At 66.3% G+C, this 21151-nt stretch carries 22 protein-coding genes; 13 read left to right on the top strand and 9 right to left on the bottom strand.

Annotated elements, in window-relative coordinates; all coding sequences use genetic code 11:
- Positions 1 to 79: 79 nt before the first annotated feature.
- Complete coding sequence (locus BMY90_RS12395; RefSeq protein WP_092704349.1) at positions 80 to 643, bottom strand: phosphatase PAP2 family protein; 564 nt, start codon at positions 641 to 643, stop codon at positions 80 to 82.
- Entirely contained in the window at positions 612 to 1772 is a 1161-nt protein-coding gene (locus BMY90_RS12390; protein WP_092704347.1) for a glycosyltransferase family 4 protein, read from the bottom strand. Before BMY90_RS12390 ends, BMY90_RS12395 begins: the two co-directional genes overlap by 32 nt.
- Positions 1773 to 1973: 201 nt before the next feature.
- Here BMY90_RS12390 and BMY90_RS12385 point away from each other — a divergent pair, with 201 nt between their 5' ends.
- Positions 1974 to 2408: a DUF4399 domain-containing protein gene (locus tag BMY90_RS12385; RefSeq protein WP_092704345.1), complete on the top strand. Its 435-nt coding sequence runs from the start codon at positions 1974 to 1976 to the stop codon at positions 2406 to 2408.
- 30 nt (positions 2409 to 2438) lie between these two features.
- Here the strand turns inward: BMY90_RS12385 and BMY90_RS12380 are convergent, their stop codons facing one another.
- Positions 2439 to 3227, bottom strand: a complete 789-nt coding sequence (locus BMY90_RS12380) for a transporter (RefSeq protein WP_245735039.1) — start codon at positions 3225 to 3227, stop codon at positions 2439 to 2441.
- Between the two features lie 31 nt (positions 3228 to 3258).
- On the opposite strand from BMY90_RS12380, the gene gltX reads away from it, so the two are divergent.
- From gltX to BMY90_RS12350, 6 genes are all read left to right on the top strand, one after another.
- Positions 3259 to 4659: a glutamate--tRNA ligase gene (gene gltX / locus BMY90_RS12375; RefSeq protein ID WP_092704341.1), complete on the top strand. Its 1401-nt coding sequence runs from the start codon at positions 3259 to 3261 to the stop codon at positions 4657 to 4659.
- A 24-nt stretch (positions 4660 to 4683) separates the two neighbouring features.
- Positions 4684 to 4947, top strand: coding sequence for a hypothetical protein (locus tag BMY90_RS12370; RefSeq protein ID WP_008207733.1), 264 nt, complete (start codon positions 4684 to 4686; stop codon positions 4945 to 4947).
- 82 nt (positions 4948 to 5029) lie between these two features.
- Positions 5030 to 5512, top strand: a complete 483-nt coding sequence (locus BMY90_RS12365; protein WP_008207736.1) for a transcriptional repressor — start codon at positions 5030 to 5032, stop codon at positions 5510 to 5512.
- A gap of 203 nt (positions 5513 to 5715) precedes the next feature.
- On the top strand, positions 5716 to 6144 hold the full coding sequence (locus tag BMY90_RS12360; protein WP_092704339.1) for a MerC domain-containing protein: 429 nt from the start codon (positions 5716 to 5718) through the stop codon (positions 6142 to 6144).
- Between the two features lie 58 nt (positions 6145 to 6202).
- Positions 6203 to 7183 (top strand): cation diffusion facilitator family transporter, encoded by a 981-nt coding sequence (locus BMY90_RS12355; RefSeq protein WP_092704337.1) that lies wholly within the window; start codon positions 6203 to 6205, stop codon positions 7181 to 7183.
- Between the two features lie 80 nt (positions 7184 to 7263).
- On the top strand, positions 7264 to 7425 hold the full coding sequence (locus BMY90_RS12350; protein ID WP_008207743.1) for a 30S ribosomal protein THX: 162 nt from the start codon (positions 7264 to 7266) through the stop codon (positions 7423 to 7425).
- Between the two features lie 64 nt (positions 7426 to 7489).
- Here the strand turns inward: BMY90_RS12350 and hutI are convergent, their stop codons facing one another.
- The 3 genes from hutI to BMY90_RS12335 are packed head-to-tail and all read right to left on the bottom strand — an operon-like array spanning position 7490 to position 11802.
- A complete protein-coding gene (hutI, locus tag BMY90_RS12345) occupies positions 7490 to 8719 on the bottom strand; it encodes an imidazolonepropionase (RefSeq protein WP_175481567.1) in 1230 nt (409 codons plus the stop codon).
- The gene (locus BMY90_RS12340; protein WP_092704333.1) at positions 8716 to 10203 is read right to left on the bottom strand and encodes a chloride channel protein; all 1488 of its coding nucleotides are present in this window, start codon (positions 10201 to 10203) and stop codon (positions 8716 to 8718) included. The genes hutI and BMY90_RS12340 overlap by 4 nt, the downstream gene beginning before the upstream one ends.
- A gap of 27 nt (positions 10204 to 10230) precedes the next feature.
- Positions 10231 to 11802: a bifunctional GNAT family N-acetyltransferase/carbon-nitrogen hydrolase family protein gene (locus BMY90_RS12335; RefSeq protein WP_008207749.1), complete on the bottom strand. Its 1572-nt coding sequence runs from the start codon at positions 11800 to 11802 to the stop codon at positions 10231 to 10233.
- Between the two features lie 80 nt (positions 11803 to 11882).
- Between BMY90_RS12335 and BMY90_RS12330 the strand changes: the two genes are divergently transcribed.
- Both BMY90_RS12330 and BMY90_RS17250 read left to right on the top strand, forming a co-directional pair.
- Positions 11883 to 13286 (top strand): formimidoylglutamate deiminase, encoded by a 1404-nt coding sequence (locus BMY90_RS12330; protein ID WP_092704331.1) that lies wholly within the window; start codon positions 11883 to 11885, stop codon positions 13284 to 13286.
- A 123-nt stretch (positions 13287 to 13409) separates the two neighbouring features.
- Positions 13410 to 13574 (top strand): YXWGXW repeat-containing protein, encoded by a 165-nt coding sequence (locus BMY90_RS17250; protein WP_157617978.1) that lies wholly within the window; start codon positions 13410 to 13412, stop codon positions 13572 to 13574.
- Between the two features lie 135 nt (positions 13575 to 13709).
- Here the strand turns inward: BMY90_RS17250 and BMY90_RS12325 are convergent, their stop codons facing one another.
- A complete protein-coding gene (locus BMY90_RS12325; protein WP_092704329.1) occupies positions 13710 to 14207 on the bottom strand; it encodes a Spy/CpxP family protein refolding chaperone in 498 nt (165 codons plus the stop codon).
- Positions 14208 to 14342: 135 nt separating this feature from the next.
- Between BMY90_RS12325 and BMY90_RS12320 the strand changes: the two genes are divergently transcribed.
- The 4 genes from BMY90_RS12320 (at position 14343) to BMY90_RS12305 (ending at position 19014) form a co-directional block, all read left to right on the top strand.
- The gene (locus BMY90_RS12320; protein ID WP_092704327.1) at positions 14343 to 15026 is read left to right on the top strand and encodes a response regulator transcription factor; all 684 of its coding nucleotides are present in this window, start codon (positions 14343 to 14345) and stop codon (positions 15024 to 15026) included.
- Complete coding sequence (locus BMY90_RS12315; protein WP_092704325.1) at positions 15023 to 16399, top strand: HAMP domain-containing sensor histidine kinase; 1377 nt, start codon at positions 15023 to 15025, stop codon at positions 16397 to 16399. Before BMY90_RS12320 ends, BMY90_RS12315 begins: the two co-directional genes overlap by 4 nt.
- A 177-nt stretch (positions 16400 to 16576) precedes the next feature.
- Positions 16577 to 17581: a TolB family protein gene (locus BMY90_RS12310; protein ID WP_175481566.1), complete on the top strand. Its 1005-nt coding sequence runs from the start codon at positions 16577 to 16579 to the stop codon at positions 17579 to 17581.
- Positions 17582 to 17757: 176 nt separating this feature from the next.
- Positions 17758 to 19014: an MFS transporter gene (locus BMY90_RS12305; RefSeq protein ID WP_092704444.1), complete on the top strand. Its 1257-nt coding sequence runs from the start codon at positions 17758 to 17760 to the stop codon at positions 19012 to 19014.
- Between the two features lie 103 nt (positions 19015 to 19117).
- On the opposite strand, the gene BMY90_RS12300 is transcribed toward BMY90_RS12305, so the two are convergent.
- Positions 19118 to 20032: a LysR family transcriptional regulator gene (locus BMY90_RS12300; RefSeq protein WP_008207764.1), complete on the bottom strand. Its 915-nt coding sequence runs from the start codon at positions 20030 to 20032 to the stop codon at positions 19118 to 19120.
- A gap of 171 nt (positions 20033 to 20203) precedes the next feature.
- Entirely contained in the window at positions 20204 to 21142 is a 939-nt protein-coding gene (locus BMY90_RS12295; RefSeq protein ID WP_092704321.1) for an alpha/beta hydrolase, read from the bottom strand.
- Positions 21143 to 21151 lie beyond the last annotated feature (9 nt).

Genomic DNA, 21151 nt, shown 5'->3' with positions numbered 1-21151 from the left:
CTGGCTGGGTAAAGCCTGTGGATAGATGGCCTATCTGCTTGATTGCGCAACGTGTCGCGACATGCTGGGCAACATTTGCTCAGGCGAACGGGATCGCCCAGGAAACCAGCCACAACGAAAGTGCGCCGAGACCGCTGCCGATCACCAGCGCTGCAAGCACGTCACTGGGGTAATGCAGTCCGAGGATCACCCTCGAAGCCGCGACCAGCGCGGTGAACGGCAGCAGTAGCGGCGCCAGCGCGGGATACCACGCCAGCGCCACGATGGTGAAGCCGACGGCCTGCAGCGTGTGGCCGGAAGGGAAGCTGAATTCGTCCAGTGGCGGCAGGTGCGCGATCACGCCGGGACAGGTACGAAACGGACGCGGGCGTCGCGTATAGCGCTTGAGCACGCGATAGAGCAGCAGCGCAACCAGGCCGGTCGCGGCCATGTGCAAGGCCGCATGAAGGCCGCGCAAGCCATGCAGCAAAACCAGGGCGAGCATCACGGCGTACCAGAACACGCCATCGCCCAGGCGGCTGATGGCGGCGAAGAAAGTGCCGACCGTGTGGCGGGCACCCCAGCGGTTGGCCAGCATGCAGAGGCGTGCATCCATGGCAAGTCGCGGTGTGTCAGGTGCGGGTGGGGAGGGCGTGGCGTGCATGGGCTTGCTCCCTGGTCAGGTCGGTCAACAAGGCTTCGAATTCGCGAACCACGGTTTCCGGCGACAGCCGTTCCACATCCTCGCGCGCGGTGCGGCCCATGCGGCGGATCTGCCCGGAGTGCTCGGCCAGAAGACTGGTGGCGGCGATGAAAGCGCCAGCATCGCCAGGCTTGATGCAGTAGCCGTTGACGCCGTCGCGCAGATGTTCGTGCGCGGCACCCACGTCATAGGCCACCACCGGCAAGGCGGAGGCCATCGCTTCGAGGATGACGTTGCCGAAGGTTTCGCTGAGGCTGGGAAACGGAAACAGGTCGGCGCTGGCGTAGTGTCGGGCCAGTGCTTCGCCGCGCTGCATGCCGACGAAGATGAAATCCGGATGCGCCGCTTGAAGCGCCGCGCGCGCGGGACCGCCGCCCACCCACACGTAGCGTGCTGCCGGTGCCTGCTGTCGCACGGCCTCGAAGGCTTGCACGGCCAGTTCCAGGTTCTTCTCCGGCGCCATGCGCCCCACGTAGATTGCCACCGGGACGTCGTCGGTCACGCCCCATTGCGCGCGCAGTGCGAGATCGCGCTTGTCCGGATGGAACATGCAGGTATCGACTGCTCGGCGCAGCAGACACGCATTGTCGACGCCCAGTGTTTCCAGCTCGCGGGCCAGGGCTTCGGTCGGAACCAGGGTGCTGGCGGCGCGACGATGGAAGCGGCGCAGATACATGCGCACCAGCGGCGTCGTCCAGGCCATGCCGTAATGGTGGGCGTAATGGTCGAAGCGGGTGTGGAATCCGGTGGCGATCGGAATGCCCATGCTGCGGGCGACGCGCAAGGCAGACCAGCCCAGCGGGCCTTCGGTCGCGATATAGACGACATCAGGACGCTGACGACCCCAGCGATCACGCAGCGCGCGGCCGGCGGGCAGGCCCGCGCGTACACCGGGGTAGCGGGGCACGTTGATGCCGCGAGTGTGCAATTCCTCGATGCCGGCTTCTGGCGCTCCCGGCTGTGCCTGGTCGGGACGCACCAGGTCGATGCGGTGGCCATGTGCAGCCAGGCCCGTGGCCAGGCCATGCACGGTAAGTGAAACCCCGTTGATTTCCGGTGGCCATGTCTCGCTGACAATGCCAATGCGCATGGCGACAATCCCCGAACCCGTTGCGCACAGCATCGTCGTGCGGGGTTGCGCCTGCATGGCTGTTGCATGACGTCGCGATGACGTTGCCACAGTCGTTTCGCCAGGGTGCTTTCCGATGCTTGCGAGTGCAATGCGCGAGCCGGGTGGAGATTCCCTGCAGCCTCGATAGACTGGTCGCTCTTTCACGATGGAGATGCGTCGATGAAACGCTTGATGATCGCGTTCGCCCTGACGGTTTTGTCCGGTGCCACGTTCACCGCCGCCACGCAGGGATTGCCGGTGACCAAGGCGTCTGCCGGTGCCTCGGTCTACATCATTTCACCCCGGGACGGCGCCACCGTGCCGCAGAGTTTCACCGTGCGCTTCGGCCTCAAGGGCATGGGTGTGGCGCCGGCCGGCGTGGAGAAGGCGGGCACCGGTCACCACCATTTGCTGGTCGACGTGAAACAGCTGCCGGCGGCCGGGCTGCCGATTCCGAGCGATGCGCACCATATCCATTTCGGTGGCGGCCAGACCCAGACGACACTCAAGCTCGCGCCGGGCACGCATACCTTGCAGCTTGAGCTGGGCGATGCTCATCACGTCCCGTTCGACCCGCCGCTGGTGTCGAAGCGGATCACCATTCACGTGAAGTGAGCGGGATGTTTCGGCCGTGGGCCCGCGTGCTCAGCGGCCGAAATACACCGAGACGCCGATACCGGCTTCCCACGTATCGGCGTGGCCGGCGAGCCGGTGGCGGACACTGCCGTCGAGCTGCACGCGCGGGGTGACCTGCCATGCCAGCCCGGCGCCGGCCATGCTGCCGGTGCCCGTGTTGACGTCATGCTGCTGGGCCACTTCGACGTAGCCGTTGAGCGTGGAGGTCAGGGCGCGACTGGCGTTGAGCGCAAGCAGCGTGCTGTCACGTCCGCCGGCGCGCACGTTTTGCAGATACATGCCCAATGCATTGCGCGGATCCAGTTGCCAGTTGAAGTCGGCGCCCAGCAGGTATTGCCGATGGTCGTTGCGGAAATCGCGTGCGCCGTCGGTGAATTCCACGCTGCCAAGCAGCCCCCAGCTGAAGGCGCCGGAAGCGGGCAGGGCGAATTTCATGGCCACGCTGCTGTCGCCGCGTCCGTAGCGGGCACCGCTGTGGGTCGGGAGCGGATACAGGCGGTTGTACGAGCTGCCCAGTTGCAGTTCCAGCGGGCCGCCCAGGCCCACTCGCAGCAACGTGTCGGCGGTGTATTGCGAGCTGCCGATGCCGCCACCCTGTCCGCGGCTCCAGTCCGGCAGGCCCTGTTCCAGCGTCACGTCGCCCGCGCCCAGCACGGCAGGCGTGAAGCCCAGGCCGGGGCGGTCGTAGCCCGGGTTGTCGTCGGCATGGGCCAGGGCCGGAAGCCCGGCAATCGCACCCAGCGCAAGCGCGGCCAGCAACGCACATCGGCGGAGGCCGCCGTATCGGCTAAAATCCATGGTTCAGTTCCGTTTCCTTCGAAGAATCCCGATGACCGTTCGCACCCGTTTCGCCCCCAGCCCCACCGGTTTCCTGCACATCGGTGGCGCACGCACCGCATTGTATTGCTGGCTGGAGGCGCGGCGGCGTGGTGGCGAGTTCGTGTTGCGCATCGAGGATACCGATCGCGAACGCTCCACCGAGGAAGCGGTGAAGGCCATCCTGGATGCGATGCACTGGCTGGACCTGGATGCCGACGAGGCGCCGGTGTACCAGACCCACCGCCTGGACCGCTACAAGCAAGTGGCCGAAAAGCTGCTGGCCGAGGGCAAGGCGTACTACGCCTACGAGTCCAAGGACGAGATCGAGGCGATGCGCGATGCCGCCATGGCGAAGGGCGAAAAGCCCCGCTACAACGGCTATTACCGCGACCGCAACGAAGCCTTCCGCGAGGATCCGAACCGGGTGATCCGCTTCCGCAATCCGCAGGAAGGCTCGGTGGTGTTCGAGGACAAGGTGAAGGGGCGCATCGAGTTCGCCAACAGCGAACTGGATGACCTGGTGATCTTCCGTTCCGATGGCTGGCCCACCTACAACTTCGCCGTGGTGGTGGACGACATCGACATGCGCATCACCGAGGTGATACGCGGCGACGACCACGTCAACAACACGCCGCGCCAGATCAACATCTACCACGCGCTGGGCGCGCCGGTGCCGGAGTTCGCCCACCTGCCGATGATCCTGGACAAGGAAGGCAAGAAGCTGTCCAAGCGCACCAACTCGGTCAGCGTGATGGAGTACCGCGAGGACGGCTACCTGCCGCACGCGATCCTCAACTACCTGGTGCGGCTGGGCTGGTCGCATGGCGACCAGGAGATCTTCTCGCGCGAGGAGATGGTGAAGCTGTTCGATACCGCCGACGTCAACAAGGCGGCCTCGCGCTTCGACACCGAAAAACTCAACTGGCTCAACCAGCATTACCTGAAGTCCGACGAGCCCGCCACGCTGGTGCCGGAATTCGAATGGCACCTGCAACGCATCGGCATCGACGCGTCGAAGGGGCCGGCACCCGCCGAAGTGATCGTGGCGCTGCGCGACCGCGTGCACACGCTGAAGGAAATGGCCGAGCGCGCGAAGATCTGGTACAGCCCGATCACCGAATGGGACGACAAGGCCGTCGCCAAGCACCTGCAGAACGACAGCGCGCCGCGCGTGCTGGACGAAGCCAAGGCATTGCTGGCCGCGGTCGAATGGCAGCCGGAGCCGATCCATCAGGTGATCGAGCAGGTGGCCGCCAGGCTGGAACTGGGCATGGGCAAGATCGCCCAGCCGTTGCGTGTGGCGATGACCGGCACGCAGGTATCGCCGTCGATCGACCACACCATCTATCTGTGTGGGCGCGAGGAAGCGTTGAAGCGCATTGACGCCGCGCTGGTCCGGGCCCGGGGCTGACATGGCTCGCAGCGAGCTTTTCGCATGAACGAACTGCTCGCTCGCGCCACCCAGGGCGTCGACCTCACCGCGCCGGGGGCGTTCTGGCACGTCTTCGCCAATCTGCTGGCGATGACGCCGTGGGCGGCACTGTTCTGGTGGAACGTGCTTTTCATCGCCGTGGGTGCGCTACTGGGCTGGTGGCGCGGACGGCTGGCGGAGGGCATCGCCTGGGCTTTCGTGCTGGGGCCGATCGGCTGGCTGGTGTTCCTGCTGCGCAAGCGTCGGCCGCCGCCCTTGCCGCGATGATGCGTTCACGTGCTCCCGCTTGCCTTTCTGCCGCGCAGCCCTCACCTTTGCAGGCGCAGCAAACGGGTTTGAGGGGATTTACGTGAACAGCGCCGCCGACAAGTCACACGCCCACGATCACCACCATGAGACGCCGAAGTCACTGGTGGCTGCGGTGGAGCACGCCAGTGAGGAACGCGGCCTGCGCCTGACCCCGTTGCGCAGGGAAGTGATGGAGCTGGTGGCTGCCGCCGGCAAGCCGGTGAAGGCCTACGACCTGCTCGATCACCTGCGCGAAAAGCACGGCAACGCGGCGCCGCCCACGGTCTATCGGGCGCTGGATTTCCTGCTGGAAAACGGCTTCATCCACAAGCTGGAATCGATCAACGCCTTCGTCTCCTGCCACCACCCGGCCGAGGCACATCAGGTGCCGTTCCTGATCTGCGACGTGTGTTCCAGCGCGCAGGAAGTGTGTGACCCGCACGTGGCCGAGCTGATCGAGGCGCAGGCGAAAGCGTTCGGGTTTCGCCCGCAGGCGCAGACCCTGGAAGTGCACGGCATCTGCAAGCAGTGCCGCCGCAGCTGAGCGTGCCGGTTCAGTGCAGGAGCGGCACCGGCGGGTGAATCCGCCGATGGCGACGGCCCGGCTGGATGCTGATGCGCTGCACCGCTTTGCCGCCTTCGCCGATCGTGTCGATGCCTGAACAGGCGGGCCGCGAGGCGTGCTGGTCTCGCCGTCCGAATATGTTATAGAATAACATTACGCATCCTCCGCACCGGCATTCCTCCATGGCCAAGCCTCCCCAAAACGAACGCAGCGTCTGGCGTATCGCCGACCGTCTCGGTGCGACGGCGGCGTTCCTGTGTGCGATTCACTGCGCACTGCTGCCTTTCGTGCTGGCGCTGTTGCCGCTGCTGGGACTGGATTTCCTGGCTAGCCATACCTTCGAACGCAACTTCGTGTTGTTCGCCTGCATGCTGGCGACGGCCACCCTGGTCAGCGGGTATCGGCGCCACGGCCGCCCGCTGCCGTTGTGCCTGGCATTGCCGGGGCTGCTGTTGCTGTTGGTGGGCGTCATTTTCGCGACCCACTATTCCATCGTGTTGCACAGCGTGATGGTGACGTGTGGTGGCCTGCTGGTGGCGTCGGCGCACTTCGTCAACCTGCGGCTGGATCGACAGGCCGGCCACGTGCACAGCATCCGCCACGCACATTGAATGAAGCCGCGCGTGCGGTGATTGTGTAACGGTGCCTGTGCTTCCTAGCATCGCGGCCATGAATCACGTCCACAGCCACGAATCCGCGCCCGGCCATGCCCACGAGCATGACCACGATCACGATCACGCCATCCAGGTAGACGGTCGCGAACGCAAGCTGCTGCTCGCCTTCGTGCTGACCGTGCTGATGCTGGCGATCGAGGCGGCAGGCGGCTGGTGGTCAGGCTCGCTGGCCTTGCTGGCCGATGCGGGCCACATGCTGGTGGATGCATTGGCGCTGCTGCTGGCGTTTGTCGGGGCGTGGCTGGCGCGTCGCCCGGCCGATGCCCGGCGCAGTTACGGCTACGGTCGAACGGAAGTGCTGGCTGGCTTCGTCAATTCGCTGGTCCAGTTCGTGTTGGTGGGCTTCATTGCGTGGGAGGCGGTCGTGCGTTTGTCGCACCTGGACCGCATCCACATTCTCTCCGGCGTGATGCTGGCTGCGGCATTGCTCGGATTGGTGATCAACCTGCTGGTGCTGCGCTTGTTGCACGGGCATGCCCATGACGACGTCAACATGGGCGCCGCCAGCCTGCATGTGCTGGGCGATCTGTTCGGTTCGGTCGGTGCGGTGCTGGCCGCTTTGGCCGTGCGTTGGCTGGGCTGGAACTGGGCGGACCCGCTGCTGTCGCTGCTGGTTTCGCTGCTGATTCTGGGCAGTGCCTGGCGGCTGCTGCGGCGTTCCGTCCACATCCTGTTGGAAGGCATGCCCGAAGGGGTGGACGCCGGTGAAGTGGAGGCTTCGCTGCGCGAGGCCGATACGGCGATCCGCGACGTGCATCATCTCCACGTCTGGCAACTGGCTTCGGGTTCGCGCATGGCGACCCTGCATGTGGACCTGAACGAAGGTGGCGATGGCGCAACCGTGCTGGCGACGATCCGGCAGGTGCTGCGGGATCGTTTCGATATCCGCCACGTGACCGTGCAGATCGATCCGGGCGCGTGTCCGGATGGCGATTCGGGCTGCGCGGATCATGGCCGCGGCAGCGCTTGCCGCTGAGCGACGTCGAGGCTTGCGCTTTGGCCGCTCACTGCTACGATGATTGGCCATCAACACCATTGCGAATCAAGGAGTTCTTCATGGGCAAGGGCGATCGCAAGACCCTTCGCGGCAAGACGTACCGCGGCAGCTACGGCAACAGCCGTGCACATGTCGCCAAGCCGGCCGTGGCCGGTGCCAAGCCGACCGTGACCAAGCCAGCCGCCGCCAAGAAGGCAGCGCCGAAGAAGAAGTCGGCCTGAACCCGGCGACCTTCGAAAAAAGCCCGCTTCGGCGGGCTTTTTTGTGGGCGCGGGACTGTGGGGATCAGGGCACGGGAACGATCGCTTCGCCGCCCAGCCACATCTGCCGCACCAGGTTGCCGCCGATCCAGTAGCACAGCTCGGCGGGCTGGCTGGCGTTCCACAGCACCAGGTCGGCACGCTGGCCCACGGCCAGGCTGCCGCGGTCGGGCAGGCCGAGCGCGCGGGCGGCATTCACGGTTACGCCACGCAGGGCTTCCTCGGGGGTGAGGCGGAACAGGGTGCAGGCCATGTTCGCGGCCAGCCGCAGCGACAGCAGCGGCGAGGTGCCGGGGTTGCAGTCGGTGGCGATGGCGATGGGTACGCCGTGCTCGCGCAGGGCGGCGAGCGGCGGCAGTTTGGTTTCGCGCAACGCGTAGAACGCGCCGGGCAGCAGTACGGCGACGGTACCCGCTTTCGCCATCGCGGCGACGCCGTCGTCGCCCAGGTATTCCAGATGATCGGCGGACAGTCCGTCGAAGGCTGCCACCAAGGCCGCGCCGCCTAGATCCGACAACTGCTCGGCATGCAGTTTCACGGGCAGGCCAAGTTGCTTCGCGCGCTCGAACAGGCGCTGCGTTTCCGCATGGCTGAAACCGATGCCTTCGCAGAACGCGTCCACCGCGTCGACCAACCCTTCGGCGGCGAGCGCGGGCAACATGTCGTCGCAGACCAGCGCCACGTAATCGTCGCGACGATCCTTGTATTCCGGTGGCAGTGCGTGCAGGCCGAGGAAGCTGGTGCGCACGCTGATGCCGAGTTCGCGGCTGATGCGTCGCGCCACGCGCAGCATGCGCCGCTCGGTGTCCAGCGCCAGCCCGTAGCCGGACTTGATCTCCAGCGTGGTCACGCCGTCGGCGAGCAGGGCGCGCGCACGCGGCAGCGATTGGGCGAACAGCGCATCTTCGTCGGCCGCACGGGTGGCGCGCACGCTGGACACGATGCCGCCGCCGGCGCGCGCGATTTCCTCGTAGCCGGCGCCGTTGAGGCGCAGGTCGAACTCATGCGCGCGATCGCCACCGAATACCAGGTGGGTGTGGCAGTCGATCAGGCCCGGGGTGAGCAGTCGGCCGCCGGCGTCCTCGACATGCTCCGCCCGCGCATCGGCAGGCAGTTCGGCCATCGGACCGATCCAGGCGATGCGACCGTCGGCGCAAGCCAGTGCGGCATCGGACAGCAGGCCGCAGGGGGCGCCATCGGTGAATGTCGCCAGGGTGGCATGGATCAGCAGCAGGTCCCAGTGTGGTTTGCTCATGATTCGGATCGTTCGTCCGCTTTCTCGTCTTTCGCGTCTTCGGCCGGTGCAGCGCGCTCATCGAACGCACTGGTGTTGCCTGCCAGCGCAGCCGCCTCGGCTTCCGCGCGGGCTCGCTCGGTCGCGCTGGCGTGGGCGGCCTGCTGGTGTTCGAAGTCCTGCACCATGCGCTCGGCGAAATCCTTGTACACCGGCGTCGGGCTGAAGATCGAGGCTGCCGCGCGGGCCAGCAGGCAGGCGGCCATGATCGGTATCACCATGTTCTGGTTGTCGGTCAGTTCCATCGAAATCACTGCCGAGGTCAGCGGTGCGCCAGTGACGCCGGAGAGGTAGGCGCTCATGCCCAGCAGCACCACGGACGCGGCCGGAACGTTGGGCAGGAAGTGCGCAATGTTGTGGCCAAGACCGGCACCTACCGCCAGCGCCGGCGAGAAGATGCCACCCGGAATGCCGGCCCAGTACGAAACCACGTTGGCTGCCAGCTTGGCGATGCCGAAGCTTTCGCCGGGCGTGACGGCGGCTTCCTGCACGAACGAGCGGGCCTGGATGTAGCCGGTACCGTAGACGCTGCCGTGCGAGAGCACGCCGATGATCGCCAGGGCCAGCCCGCAGCCCACCGCGAACAGGACCGGTGCATGCGCGCGCAGGCGGCCGATGTAGGCCAGCGGGCCGCGTCGGCTGAGCAGGATCAGCCGGGCAAACAGGCCGCCCAGCAGGCCGCAGACCAGCCCGGTCAGCAGCACCGCCAGCCATGCATGCCCCAGCGGCAGGCTGGCCTGCACTTCGCCGAAGTACGAGTAGTTGCCCATGATGCCCAGCGAGACCACGCCGCCCACGAACACGGCGGTCAGCAGCAAGCCGCTGAAGCGGTGTTCGAAGGTGCCGGCCAGTTCCTCGATCGCGAAGATCACGCCGGCCAGCGGCGTGTTGAAGGCGGCGGCGATACCAGCGGCACCGCCGGCGAGGATGAAGCGCGAAGCGGCCTTGGGGTCGGTGAAGCCGAAGCGTCGACCCAGCGAATAGAACAGGCCCGCGCCGACATGTACAGTCGGTCCCTCGCGGCCGATGGAGGCACCCACCATCAGTGCGATCAGGGTGAACGCCATCTTGAACACGGCCACCGGCAACGCCAGCATGCGTTGGCGAAAGCTTTCATCCTCGATGTGCAGGGTGCCGATCACCTGCGGAATACCGCTGCCGCGCGTCGCGCTCAGGCGCCCTTCGGTGGCCCATGCCAGCAGTCCGAACACGATCGGCGTGATCACCAGCGGAATCCAGATGCCGTATCCGAGAATGATCTGGAACAGGTGGTACGACCAGTTGCTGGCCTTGGTGAACACGATCGCCGCCAGTGCCACCAGGATCGCGCCGGCCCACAGGGCGATGCGTCGCTTCCATTGCTGGGGGGCAAAGAACTCGTGCCCGAGCACGGACTGGAGGCGGCTGCCGGATGGCTGGGGACTGGATGGCTGGGGTTCGGGCATCTGTTCAGTATTGCAGGTTTGCCGCAGTCACTTCATCCCGTTGCGTGGCAACCAGCGGGTCTCGTACAGGTCGAAACGGCGGTCCTTGAGGTTCTGCACGGCGCCGGCGTTGCGGGCCCGGGCCAGGCTTTCCAGACGCAGGTCGGCGAACAGCACGGTTTCGATGTTCGGGGTGGAATCGGCGGCGATGCCGTCGCGCGCGAACGGGAAATCGCTGGGCGTGAGGATGCAGCTCTGGCCGTACTGGATGTCGAAATTGTTGACCCCGGGCAGGTTGCCCACGTTGCCCGACATCACCACGTAGCACTGGTTTTCGATCGCCCGTGCCTGCGCGCAGTAGCGCACCCGCAGGTAGCCCTCGCGCACGTCGGTGCAGAACGGCACGAACAGGATCAGCGCGCCCTGGTCGACCAGGTGGCGCGCCACCTCGGGGAACTCGGTGTCGTAGCAGATCGATACGCCGATCGGGCCGCAGTCGGTTAGCACGGTCGCGGCGCTTTCGCCGCCGGTGATGCTCCACACCGTGCGCTCGCTGGGCGTGGGGTGGAGTTTCTCGCGCTCGTGCAGCGAGCCGTCGCGCAGGCAGACGTAGCAGACATTGTGGATGTCGCCGTTGGCCTGCTCGGTGGGATGGGTGCCGGCGATGATGTTGATGTTGTAGCGCACCGCCAGACGGCTGAAGAGTTCCTTCACCTGTGGCGTCCAGGCGCTGAGCTTGCGGATCGATTCCACCGGCGACAGTTCGGTGTTCTCGATCGACAGCAGCTGCAGGGTGATCAGCTCGGGGAAGGTGACGAAATCGGCGTTGTAGTCGGCGGCGATGTCGGTGAAGTATTCCACCTGGGTGGCGAACTCCTCGAACGAGGCGATGCGCCGCTGCAGGTATTGCACCGAGGCCACGCGCACCGAGTCGGGCAGGCGTTGCGGCGTGGCGATCGAGGGAATGTCCGGCTGGTCGAGCAGGCGCGGATTGCGCCACACCAGGTGCACCGCGTAGCCCAGCGATTCATGGTCCGACGGCACGTAATCGCGCAACAGACCGACGACTTCAAAGTCATTGGACAACTGGAAGCTCAGCGTAAGGTCGCGTCGCCGGCCTTCCACCACCGCCTGCACGTAGGCCTGCGCACTGCCGTAGCGCGACATGTTCTTCGCCAGGCCAGGAATGCGTCCGCCGAACACGATGCCGCGCAACTTGAGTTCGCTGCACAGTTGCTTGCGTGCGCGATACAGCCGCTGGCCGATGCGCATGCCGCGGTAATCCGGGTGCACCACCACTTCCATGCCATACAGCCAGTCACCATCCGGCTTGTGCCGCGAGGCCATGCCGCCACCGGTGATCTGCATCCAGGTGTGCGGCGCCAGCGCGGTGGCTTCGTCGATACGGAAGGTGGCGCAATAACCGACGATGGTGCCTTCGTACTCGACCACGAACTGGCCTTCCGGAAAGTGCGTCTGTTGCGAACGCAACATTTCTTCCGAGTGGCCCCATTCGGGCGTGTAGACACGGCCGGTAAGCACGGCCAGGGCCGGTACGTCGGCGAGCGTGGCCTGGCGCAACAGCAGTTTCGGGGTGCGTTCGTTGGTCTTTTTCGTCATCCCCCAATGATGCTGCGGCGCAGGTGAAGCGGGCGCGAGCGCGCCGGTTACACTGCGCACCTGGTCATCGAGGCAAGCCCATGAGCGACACCACCCCCGCCCGAAACTTCCACGCCAGCCGACTGTGGCGATCCGACGGCTGGCAGGCCGATGCCACGCTGGGCGTGGACGCCAGCGGACGTGTGACGGTGGAGGCTGCCGGCCAGGGCGAGTCGCTGGGCGAATGGGTGCTGCCGGGGATGCCGAACCTGCATTCGCACGCCTTTCAGCGCGCCATGGCCGGGCTGGCCGAGCGCCGCGGAATCTCCCGTGGCGCGGGCGACTCGGGCAAGGGGCAGGGCCACGACAGCTTCTGGAGCTGGCGCGAGACCATGTACGGTTTCGCCGCCGCGATCGGCCCGGCGGAACTCAAGGCCATCGCCGCGCAGCTTTACGTGGAAATGCTCAAGGCCGGCTATACCCAGGTCTGCGAGTTCCATTACCTGCATCACCAGCCGGACGGCACACCTTACGCCCAGCCGGAAGCGATGTCGCTGGCGTTGGTCGAAGCCGCGCGCGAGGCCGGCATCGCATTGACCCTGCTGCCGGTGCTTTACATGAGTGGCGGTTTCGACGGCCGTCCGTTGTCGGCGCGGCAACGTCGCTTCGGTCATGCCGTGGACGACTACCTGCGCCTGCTGGATACCTTGCGCGCGCATGAAAGCGATGACGTGCGTATTGGCATCGCGCTGCATTCGCTGCGCGCCGTGCCCGAGACGGCATTGCGCGAGGTGCTCGCCAGCGACATGGCGCGGCGCGGCCCGATCCATATCCACATTGCCGAACAACTTGGCGAAGTGCAGGACAGCCTCGCCACGCGTGGCGCCCGCCCGGTGGAGTGGCTGTTCGACCACGCCGACGTCGACGCGCGTTGGTGCCTGGTCCACGCCACCCACCTGACCGACGCCGAAACGCAGCAACTGGCGCGCAGCGGTGCGGTGGCCGGCCTGTGCCCGGTGACCGAGGCCAACCTGGGCGACGGCCTGTTTCCGCTGGCCGATTACCTGGATGCCGGTGGCACGCTGGGCATCGGTTCGGATTCGCACATCTCCATCTCGCCGGTGGAGGAGTTGCGCTGGCTGGAATACGGCCAGCGCCTGCGCACGCACCATCGCAATGTCGCCGCGCGTGGCGAGGGCGAGAGCGTGGGCGAAACGCTGTGGCGCGCCGCGTTGCGCGGAGGCGCGCAGGCCTCGGGCATGGCCATCGGCGAATTGTGCGAAGGTGCGCGCACCGACCTGATCGTGCTGGACGATGCCTCGCCACTGCTCGCCGCGCGCGACGAGCGCTCGCTGCTCGACAGCTTCCTGTTCGCCGGCAACACGCCACTGGTGCGCGACGTGATGTGTGGCGGTCGCTGGGTGGTGCGGGATTTCAGGCATTACGACGAGGCACGCATTGCCGCACGTTATCGCGACACCGTGACGGCGTTGGCGAAGCGATGAAGCCGCATGACGGGGGCCGCCCGCCCGCCGAATGAACGGCAGCTATCAGACAGGGGAGTGCGCCGTCATCGGCTTTGCTGACGACGCGTTTCGGGTAAGCACACCCCACACGAGGAATGCCTTATGCGCCGTCTCATGTCCGCCGTGCTGCTGTCTGCCGCCTTGCTTGGCGGTACCCTGTCGCTGACCGGCTGCATCATCGTGCCAGCTCATCGCGCACGCGTCTGGGTGCCGGGTTACTGGGCACCGCAGCATGTCTGGGTGGGCGCGCACTGGCGTTATCGCTAAGCCTTCTGCGTTCCTGCGACACGTTGGCGTGGATTCCGCGCCAACGTGTTTTTCATCCAATGGCCCGATGGTTCTGAACCGGCAAATGAAAATGGCCCCTCTCCACGCGTGGAGAGGGGCCATGAACGTTACCGCTTACTGGTTGGATGTCGAGGTGGACTGGTCGCGATGCTGGGCCTGGAATGCCTTCCACTCCTGCCTGCGCTGTTCACGCTGGGCCTTCATCGAGGCCAGCTGCATCTTCTGCGCCGAGGTCAGCACGCCGTAGATCTGCGCCCGCACGTTGGCGCGCTGTTCCACGTGTACCTTGGTGGCATCGGCTTCGGCCTGGGCCAGGTTGGCCGCGGCAGCCTGGTAACCGGCCTGGTCGGGCGTCAGCGACTCGAATGCCTTGCGCTGCTGGAACACGGCCTGACGCTGCGCCTTGGACGAGGCGAAGCTGGTCTTGATGATCTGCTTGATGCTGGCCTTCTGTGCATCGCTCAGGTTGAGCTTGTGCAGGGCGAACATGCCGTGGTGACCATGGCCGTGACCGTGATGCCAGCCGCCGTGGCCCATCGGGGCGGCGATGGCGACCGTGCCGAAGGCCAGGGCGGACGTCAGGGCCAGGCCGAGGATGAGGGGCTTGCGCATGGGGATTACCTCTGTCGTTGGGGACGGAATTGTCTTGCCTCCATTTGACGACAGCTCTGCGTGTATGTTCTTTGCCGAAGCGTAAAGATGCGTAAAGCCCCGGATGTCCTGGGTGCATGGATCGATAATCCCGACATGTCCCGAATCCTGCTTGCCGACGATGACCGCGCCCTGTGCGACCTGCTGGCCGAGTACCTGCGCCGCGAAAGCTACGAGGTGGATGTGGTGCACGATGGCGAGGCGGCGCTGGAACGCCTGCGCGATCCGGCGTTGCGTCCCGATCTGCTGATCCTCGACGTGATGATGCCCGGCCGCGACGGCCTGGAAACTCTGCGCGAATTGCGCGTGCAGTACCGGCTGCCGGTGATCATGCTGTCCGCCCGCGGCGAGCCGGTAGACCGCGTGGTGGGCCTGGAACTGGGCGCGGACGATTACCTGTCCAAGCCGTGCCTGCCACGCGAGCTGCTGGCGCGGGTACGGGCCCAGCTCCGTCGATCGGCCCCAGCCACCAGCGGCACCTTGCAGGTGGGCGAGCTGGTGCTTTACCCGGGCGAGCGGCGCGCCAGCATCGGTGACTGCGAACTGGCGTTGACCGGCGCGGAATTCCAGTTGCTGCAGGCGTTGGCACAACGGGCGGGCGAGCTGGTGGACAAGGCCGTGTTGACGCGACTGGCACTGGGGCGCGAACTGGAACGCTTTGATCGCAGCATCGACGTGCATGTGAGCCGCTTGCGCCACAAGCTCGCTGAAGCCTCGGCCGACGCACCGCGCATCGACGCCGTGCGTGGCGCCGGCTATGTGCTGGTGGTGGCGCCGTGAATCCGTTCAAGAGTTCGCTCTACTGGCGCTTGCTCGTCTGGTTTTGCGTGGTCAACCTGCTGGTGTTGGTGCTGGGCGGTTTTCTCACCCGGCGCTTCATCGAATACACCACGGCGGTGGAAATCGACTGGAGCGCGCTGGCGCAGTCGGCCGATGCAGCCTACGAGCAGGGTGGCGTGGCCGGGCTGGGCGACTGGTCGATCCGACAACGCCACGATGGCGTGCAAGCCACGTTGTACCAGGATGGCCAGCCGCTGCATCCGATCCGTCTGCCGCCGTCGATCATGCAATCGTTGCCGGCCATGCTGGCGGCCGACCGTGACGTGGTGCTGCGGCCATGGCGAGGTGGCGGTGTGTACGTGGCGGTGCAACCGGTCACCGGTGCCGACGGACGCTTGCGCCAGTTGGTGGCGGTCAGCCGTTCGCACACGCGCCTGCGGCCGCAGACGCGCGAGAAAATCCTGCTGGGCGTGCAATTGCTGCTGTCGCTGCTGTTCATCGGACTGGTCGGCTGGCGGGTGGCGCGCAGCGTGGCCAAGCCGGTGCAGGCGTTGCGTGATGCAACGCGGCGCATGACAGCGGGCGAGCTTTCGGCACGCGTGAATCATCCAGGCGGTGGTCGGCGCGACGAACTGGCGCAGCTTGCCGGCGATTTCGATGCCATGGCCGAGCGCATCGAGGCACTGGTAACGCATGACCGGCGCGTCTTGCAGGATCTGTCGCACGAATTGCGCTCGCCGCTGGCGCGGCTGCACCTGATCCTCGACCTGGCCCAGCGCAGCGACGCCCCGACGGAAGCCGGGCGCTACTTTCTCCAGGCCGAACATGAAATCGTGCGGCTCGATCGCATGGCCGGCGAGATGCTGGCGCTGTCGCGGCTGGAAGGTGGCCTGCCCGGCATGCAGTGCGAGCCCGTGGCGCTGGAGGCATTGCTGCGCCAGTGTGCGCAGCGCGCGCAAGTGGAGGCACAAGCGCGTGATGTGCGCGTACGGGTGGATGCATCGGAGCCGGCCTGCGTGCAGGGTAGCGCCATGCTGCTGGAGCGGGCGCTGGACAACCTCGTGGGTAACGCGATCAAGTTCAGCCCGGCCGGCGGCGAGGTGGTGCTGGCGCTGGACTCGGCAGATGGCCAGGCCAGCGTGTCGGTGCGCGACCACGGTCCCGGCGTGCCGCCGCAGGAGCTGGAGCAATTGTTCCGTCCGTTCTACCGCGGCAGCAATGCAGCGCGTGCCGAGGGCCACGGACTGGGCCTGGCCATCGTGCGGCGCGTGGCCAGGGTGCACGGCGGCACGGTGGGCGCGTCCAATGCCGAGGGTGGCGGCTTGCGGGTATGCCTGCAGCTGCCACTGGCGGCGGGCGCGGTTGCGGATTGAGGAAGGGCGCGGTGGCGGTGGGCACCCCTGTCCCCGACGAGCGCTGCGGCGGCCGACGCAAGTGGGTGACCTCCGGCACGTTGCACCGCGTCGCAGGCGGATCAGCATGGCGCGTCGGTGCCAGGCTTACGGCGCCGCGTCCACGTTCCCGACCCCATGTCGTCAAGGAGCTTCGCCATGCCCGGTTGTCGCCGTATCCGTTTCCGCCTTTCATCCGTTCTTGCCCTGTCACTGATCCTTGCCGGCCCCGCCGCGCTCGCGGCCGCAAGCACGCCACCCGTGCTGGCCGCGCCGCAGATCTTCGCGCCCGGCGTGGTCTCCGGTCCCGCCAACGACGAATCGCCCGCCGTCAGTCCCGACGGTAACACCATGTTCTTCACCCGCAGTGGTGCCGGTGGCGGCACCATCATGGAGACCCATCGCGTGCACGGCCATTGGTCCACGCCGCGCATCGCGCCGTTCTCCGGCACCTGGCAGGACTTGGCACCAGCGCTGTCGCCCGACGGCTCGTTCCTGGTCTACGTGTCGATTCGCAAGACCGACACCCGTCCGGCACGGATGCAGGTGAACCTGTGGCGGGTCGACCGGATCGGCCCGGGTTGGGACCACTGGAGCGCGCCGCGCCGCCTGCCGGCCACGGTGAACATCGGCAATGGCATCTGGAAGGCCAGCGTGGCGCGCGATGGCAGCCTGTATTTCCTGTCCATCGACGCGGGCAAGGACAAGGGCAAGCGTCTGTACGTGTCGCGCTACGTGAACGGCGTCTACCAGCAGGCGCAGCCGTTGTCCTTCAGCCACTATGGTGACAGCGACGTGGACCCGGAGATCGCCGCGGACGGCTCCTTCATGGTGTTTGCCAGCGACCGCCGCCTGGCCGGCGACAGCAAAGACCACCTGTTCATCGTGTTCCGTCAAGGCAACGGCTGGGGCACGCCACAGGCGATCCGCTATGCCGGCGACGATGCCCACGGCTTCAGCACCGACTACCTGCCGCATCTGGCGCCGGACCAGCGCACGCTGTACTTCACCAGCGACCGCAGCGCGCCGGTGGCGCCGTATCCGCATGACGCGGCGCAGGCGCGTGCCTACCTGCAGCGGGTGGAGGCCTGGGATAACGGCAACCTCAACGCCTGGTCGGTGTCGCTGACGCCGCTGCTGGACGCGCAAAAGCACGTGGGCTGATCGCGTCGTCGCAGGCCCGTGATGGTTGTCGCCTGCGGTGAGGATCGATATGTCTGGCATATCGAAACAGTCCTTTCGCGTTATCGATCGTCTTGTCAGCCGGGGCTATGCTGTCTGCATTTCCAGCACGCCGCCACGGGTGGGGCAACACGATGAACGATAGCGACACACCCGGCATGACAGGCGCCACGGCGGCCGCGAATGACTGGATCCATCACGGCACGCCGGCGTTCCGGCGCACCAACCTCGCCTTGTTCGCCGCCGGTCTGGCCACGTTCGGGTTGCTGTATTGCGTGCAGCCGTTGATGCCGGAGTTCAACCACGACTACGGCGTGAGCGCGGCGGACAGTGCGTTGTCGTTGTCGCTGACCACCGGCGTGCTGGCCGTGGCGATGCTGTTCGCGGGTGGCCTGTCCGATGCGTGGGGACGCAAGTCGGTGATGGTAGCGTCGATTCTTTCCTCGGCCGTGCTGGTGCTGGTGACGGCGGCGATGCCGAACTGGGGTTCGCTGCTGGTCGTGCGCACCTTGCTCGGGCTGACCCTGAGCGGCCTGCCGGCGGTGGCGATGACGTACCTGAGCGAGGAAATGCATCCCGAGTCGATCGGCCTTGGCATGGGGCTGTATATCAGCGGCAGCGCGGTCGGCGGCATGGGCGGTCGGCTGGTCACTGGCGTGCTGACGGATTTCTTCGACTGGCGGGTAGGCGTGGTCGTGGTGGGCGTGATCGGCATCGTGTCGGGCCTGGTGTTCTGGCGTGCGTTGCCGCCGTCGCGGCATTTCGTGCGGCAGCCGCTGAGCTGGCGCGCGCTGGCCGGGCGCTTCAGCGGCATGTTCCACGATCCGGGCCTGCCGTGGCTGTTCCTCGAAGGTTTCCTGCTGCTGGGCGCCTTCGTCACGGTCTACAACTATCTCGGTTACCGCTTGCTGGCACCGCCGTTCAACCTCAGCCAGGCGGTGGTGGGGCTGATCTTCGGCATCTATCTGATCGGCACCTTCAGCTCGGCGTGGATGGGCCACCTGGCCGGCAAGCTGGGGCGGCGCAAGGTGTTGTGGACGGCCTTCGCGCTGATGCTGGTCGGCGTACTGCTGACCCTGACCATGTCGCTGTGGTTGATCATGCTGGGCATCGTGGCGGTGACGTTCGGTTTCTTCGGCGGTCATTCCATCGTCAGCAGCTGGGTAGGGCGTCGCGCCGGCGCGGCGAAGGCGCAGGCGTCGTCGATGTACCTGTTCTGCTACTACATGGGCTCCAGCGTGGCCGGTTACGCCGGCGGGTTGTTCTACACCCGGGGTGGCTGGGATGGCGTGGCGGCTTTCATTGGCGCGCTGGTGGTGGCCGGACTGGTCATCGCGCTGGGTTTGTATCGCCTGCGGCCGCTGGTGAACGTGGCGACGATGCCTACGCCGATGAGCAAGGGTGCGATGCCGTGAAGATCGTGGGGGTGTGTTTTCGCGGTCCGGGCTGGGATGCTTGATTCGAGGGATCTCAGGAGCATCGCCCGCGAGCGGGGTCCTATCGTGATGCGCATGCGGGTCATGCAGGGGTTTTGGGCAGGCTGCCGCTCAGCAGGCGTACGAATTGCGCGACCAGTGGGGCACGCTCGTCGCGGCGCCAGGCCACGTGGATTTCCGACATCGCCGCCGGGTCGGTCAACGGCACGTAGCTGACGCCATCGATATGGATGTGTTCGCACGAGACCGGCAGGATCGATACGCCCAGCCCGGCGGCGACCAGCCCCACGATGGTGGATGACTCGCGTGCTTCCTGCGCCACGCGCGGCGTGAAGCCGGCATGGCGGCACAGCGAGATCACGTGGTCGTGGATGCCGGCGCCGGCACTGCGCGCAAACAGCACGAAGGGCTCCTGTGCCAGCGCTTCGGTGCGCAGTTTGCGACGCGGGCCAAGCTCGCGCAGTGCCGGATGGTTCGAACGCAGCACGGCGACCAGCGGATCGCGAAACAGTCGCTTCGATGCCAGCCCATCCGGCAGCACGTTGCCGCGAACGATGCCGATCTGCAGGCGGCGGTCGAGCAGGGCGTCGATCTGCCGCAGCGAGTTCATTTCCTCCAGCTGCAATTGCACCTCGGGCAACTGCTGGCGAAAGGCCAGGATCGCGCGCGGGATATGGCCGGTCAGCGGGGTGGAACGGGTCATGCCTACGCGCAGTTCGCCGGTCTCGCCGCGCTGCGCACGTTGCGCCAGGTCGATGGCGTGATCGGTGCGCGCAAGAATGTCGCGTGCTTCGTCCAGGAATAATCGACCCGGCTCGGTCAGTGCGACCCGGCGATTGGTGCGATCAAGCAGCCGCACGCCGACCCGTTGCTCAAGCTGGCGAATCTGCTGGCTCAGCGGCGGTTGCGACATGCCCAGCCGTTCCGCCGCGCGGCCGAAATGCAGCTCGTCGGCGACCGCGATGAAGTAGCGCAGATGACGCAGCTCGATATCCATGGCGCTACTTTGGCGGGTTGCGAGCCCGCCCTCAAGCGGGCACTCGAAAGTCGGCCGTCACCGCCTTCGTTTTTGGAGCCCGCTGGCGGGCGATGCTCTTCTTCGGGACCCGGGATTCGCAACAGCATCGCCCGCTAGCGGGCTCCTACCGGAGTTTGCGGCGGGGTTTGCTCAGTGCGGCACCACGCCGATCGTTTGCAACCACGCCATGGCCAGTTTCGGCCAGCTGCTGATCGGAAATTTGCCGGGGCGCAAACCGAAGGCATGGCCGCCGTGCGCATACAGGTGCATCTCCGCTGGCACGTGCGCCTTGGCCAGGGCAGCGTAGTAGACCAATGACTGGTTCACGCCGTCGACGTAGTCGTCCTCGGCCTGCAGCAGGAAGGTGGGCGGCGTATCGCGGGAAACCTTTACATTCGGATTCAGCGTGTCGTTGTCGAAGGCGAGGTGACCCGGATAGATCGCCAGGGCGAAATCCGGGCGGGCGCTTTCCTTGTCGGCGGCATCCACCGGTGCGTACAGGCGTGGCTTGAAGCGGGTGCTGATTTCCGCCACCAGGTAGCCGCCAGCGGAGAAACCCATCACGCCGATCTTGTGCGGATCGATATGCCATTCTTTGGCGTGCAGGCGCACCAGCCCCATGGTTCGCTGTGCATCTTCCAGTGCGGGCACCGGCGTCACGAAATCATCGCTGCGGCAGTTGCATTGCCATCCGTAAGGCGCACTCGGAACGCGGTATTTCAGAAGCACGCAGGTGATGCCGTTGGACGTCAGCCAATGACATGCTTCGGTGCCTTCCAGGTCCATGGCCAGCACCTCGAAGCCGCCGCCGGGGAACACCACTACCGCGGCACCGGTGTTCTTGCCGCTGGGTGCATAGACCGTCATCGTTGGCCGGGTCACGTTGGTGGCTGCCATCCACGCTTTGCCGGCTATCAGATTCTTGCTCGCCGTCATGGTTTCCGGCCCCGGCACGGGCTGCGCATCGGGCATCGTTCTCGGCCAGATCGGTATTTGCGTATGCCCGGCGGTCGGCTGCCAAGCCATCGTCTTCGCATGCACGCTTGCGCATGCGACCAGCCCGCACAGGGCGATAACCCAACACTTCATGACATTTCC

It is taken from the genome of Rhodanobacter glycinis, from assembly GCF_900114325.1.
Lineage (GTDB): Bacteria > Pseudomonadota > Gammaproteobacteria > Xanthomonadales > Rhodanobacteraceae > Rhodanobacter_A > Rhodanobacter_A glycinis.
The sequence above is the reverse complement of the archived record's forward strand: the minus strand, read 5'-3'. Positions and strand labels throughout refer to the sequence as shown.

Excerpts from the sequence above, each read along its gene's own strand:
- BMY90_RS12395 (WP_092704349.1), bottom strand. The coding sequence starts at position 643 with ATGCACGCCACGCCCTCCCCACCCGCACCTGACACACCGCGACTTGCC.
- BMY90_RS12390 (WP_092704347.1), bottom strand. The coding sequence starts at position 1,772 with ATGCGCATTGGCATTGTCAGCGAGACATGGCCACCGGAAATCAACGGG.
- BMY90_RS12385 (WP_092704345.1), top strand. The coding sequence starts at position 1,974 with ATGAAACGCTTGATGATCGCGTTCGCCCTGACGGTTTTGTCCGGTGCC.
- BMY90_RS12380 (WP_245735039.1), bottom strand. The coding sequence starts at position 3,227 with ATGGATTTTAGCCGATACGGCGGCCTCCGCCGATGTGCGTTGCTGGCC.
- gltX (WP_092704341.1), top strand. The coding sequence starts at position 3,259 with ATGACCGTTCGCACCCGTTTCGCCCCCAGCCCCACCGGTTTCCTGCAC.
- BMY90_RS12370 (WP_008207733.1), top strand. The coding sequence starts at position 4,684 with ATGAACGAACTGCTCGCTCGCGCCACCCAGGGCGTCGACCTCACCGCG.
- BMY90_RS12360 (WP_092704339.1), top strand. The coding sequence starts at position 5,716 with ATGGCCAAGCCTCCCCAAAACGAACGCAGCGTCTGGCGTATCGCCGAC.
- BMY90_RS12355 (WP_092704337.1), top strand. The coding sequence starts at position 6,203 with ATGAATCACGTCCACAGCCACGAATCCGCGCCCGGCCATGCCCACGAG.
- BMY90_RS12350 (WP_008207743.1), top strand. The coding sequence starts at position 7,264 with ATGGGCAAGGGCGATCGCAAGACCCTTCGCGGCAAGACGTACCGCGGC.
- hutI (WP_175481567.1), bottom strand. The coding sequence starts at position 8,719 with ATGAGCAAACCACACTGGGACCTGCTGCTGATCCATGCCACCCTGGCG.
- BMY90_RS12340 (WP_092704333.1), bottom strand. The coding sequence starts at position 10,203 with ATGCCCGAACCCCAGCCATCCAGTCCCCAGCCATCCGGCAGCCGCCTC.
- BMY90_RS12335 (WP_008207749.1), bottom strand. The coding sequence starts at position 11,802 with ATGACGAAAAAGACCAACGAACGCACCCCGAAACTGCTGTTGCGCCAG.
- BMY90_RS12330 (WP_092704331.1), top strand. The coding sequence starts at position 11,883 with ATGAGCGACACCACCCCCGCCCGAAACTTCCACGCCAGCCGACTGTGG.
- BMY90_RS17250 (WP_157617978.1), top strand. The coding sequence starts at position 13,410 with ATGCGCCGTCTCATGTCCGCCGTGCTGCTGTCTGCCGCCTTGCTTGGC.
- BMY90_RS12325 (WP_092704329.1), bottom strand. The coding sequence starts at position 14,207 with ATGCGCAAGCCCCTCATCCTCGGCCTGGCCCTGACGTCCGCCCTGGCC.
- BMY90_RS12320 (WP_092704327.1), top strand. The coding sequence starts at position 14,343 with ATGTCCCGAATCCTGCTTGCCGACGATGACCGCGCCCTGTGCGACCTG.
- BMY90_RS12310 (WP_175481566.1), top strand. The coding sequence starts at position 16,577 with ATGCCCGGTTGTCGCCGTATCCGTTTCCGCCTTTCATCCGTTCTTGCC.
- BMY90_RS12305 (WP_092704444.1), top strand. The coding sequence starts at position 17,758 with ATGACAGGCGCCACGGCGGCCGCGAATGACTGGATCCATCACGGCACG.
- BMY90_RS12300 (WP_008207764.1), bottom strand. The coding sequence starts at position 20,032 with ATGGATATCGAGCTGCGTCATCTGCGCTACTTCATCGCGGTCGCCGAC.
- BMY90_RS12295 (WP_092704321.1), bottom strand. The coding sequence starts at position 21,142 with ATGAAGTGTTGGGTTATCGCCCTGTGCGGGCTGGTCGCATGCGCAAGC.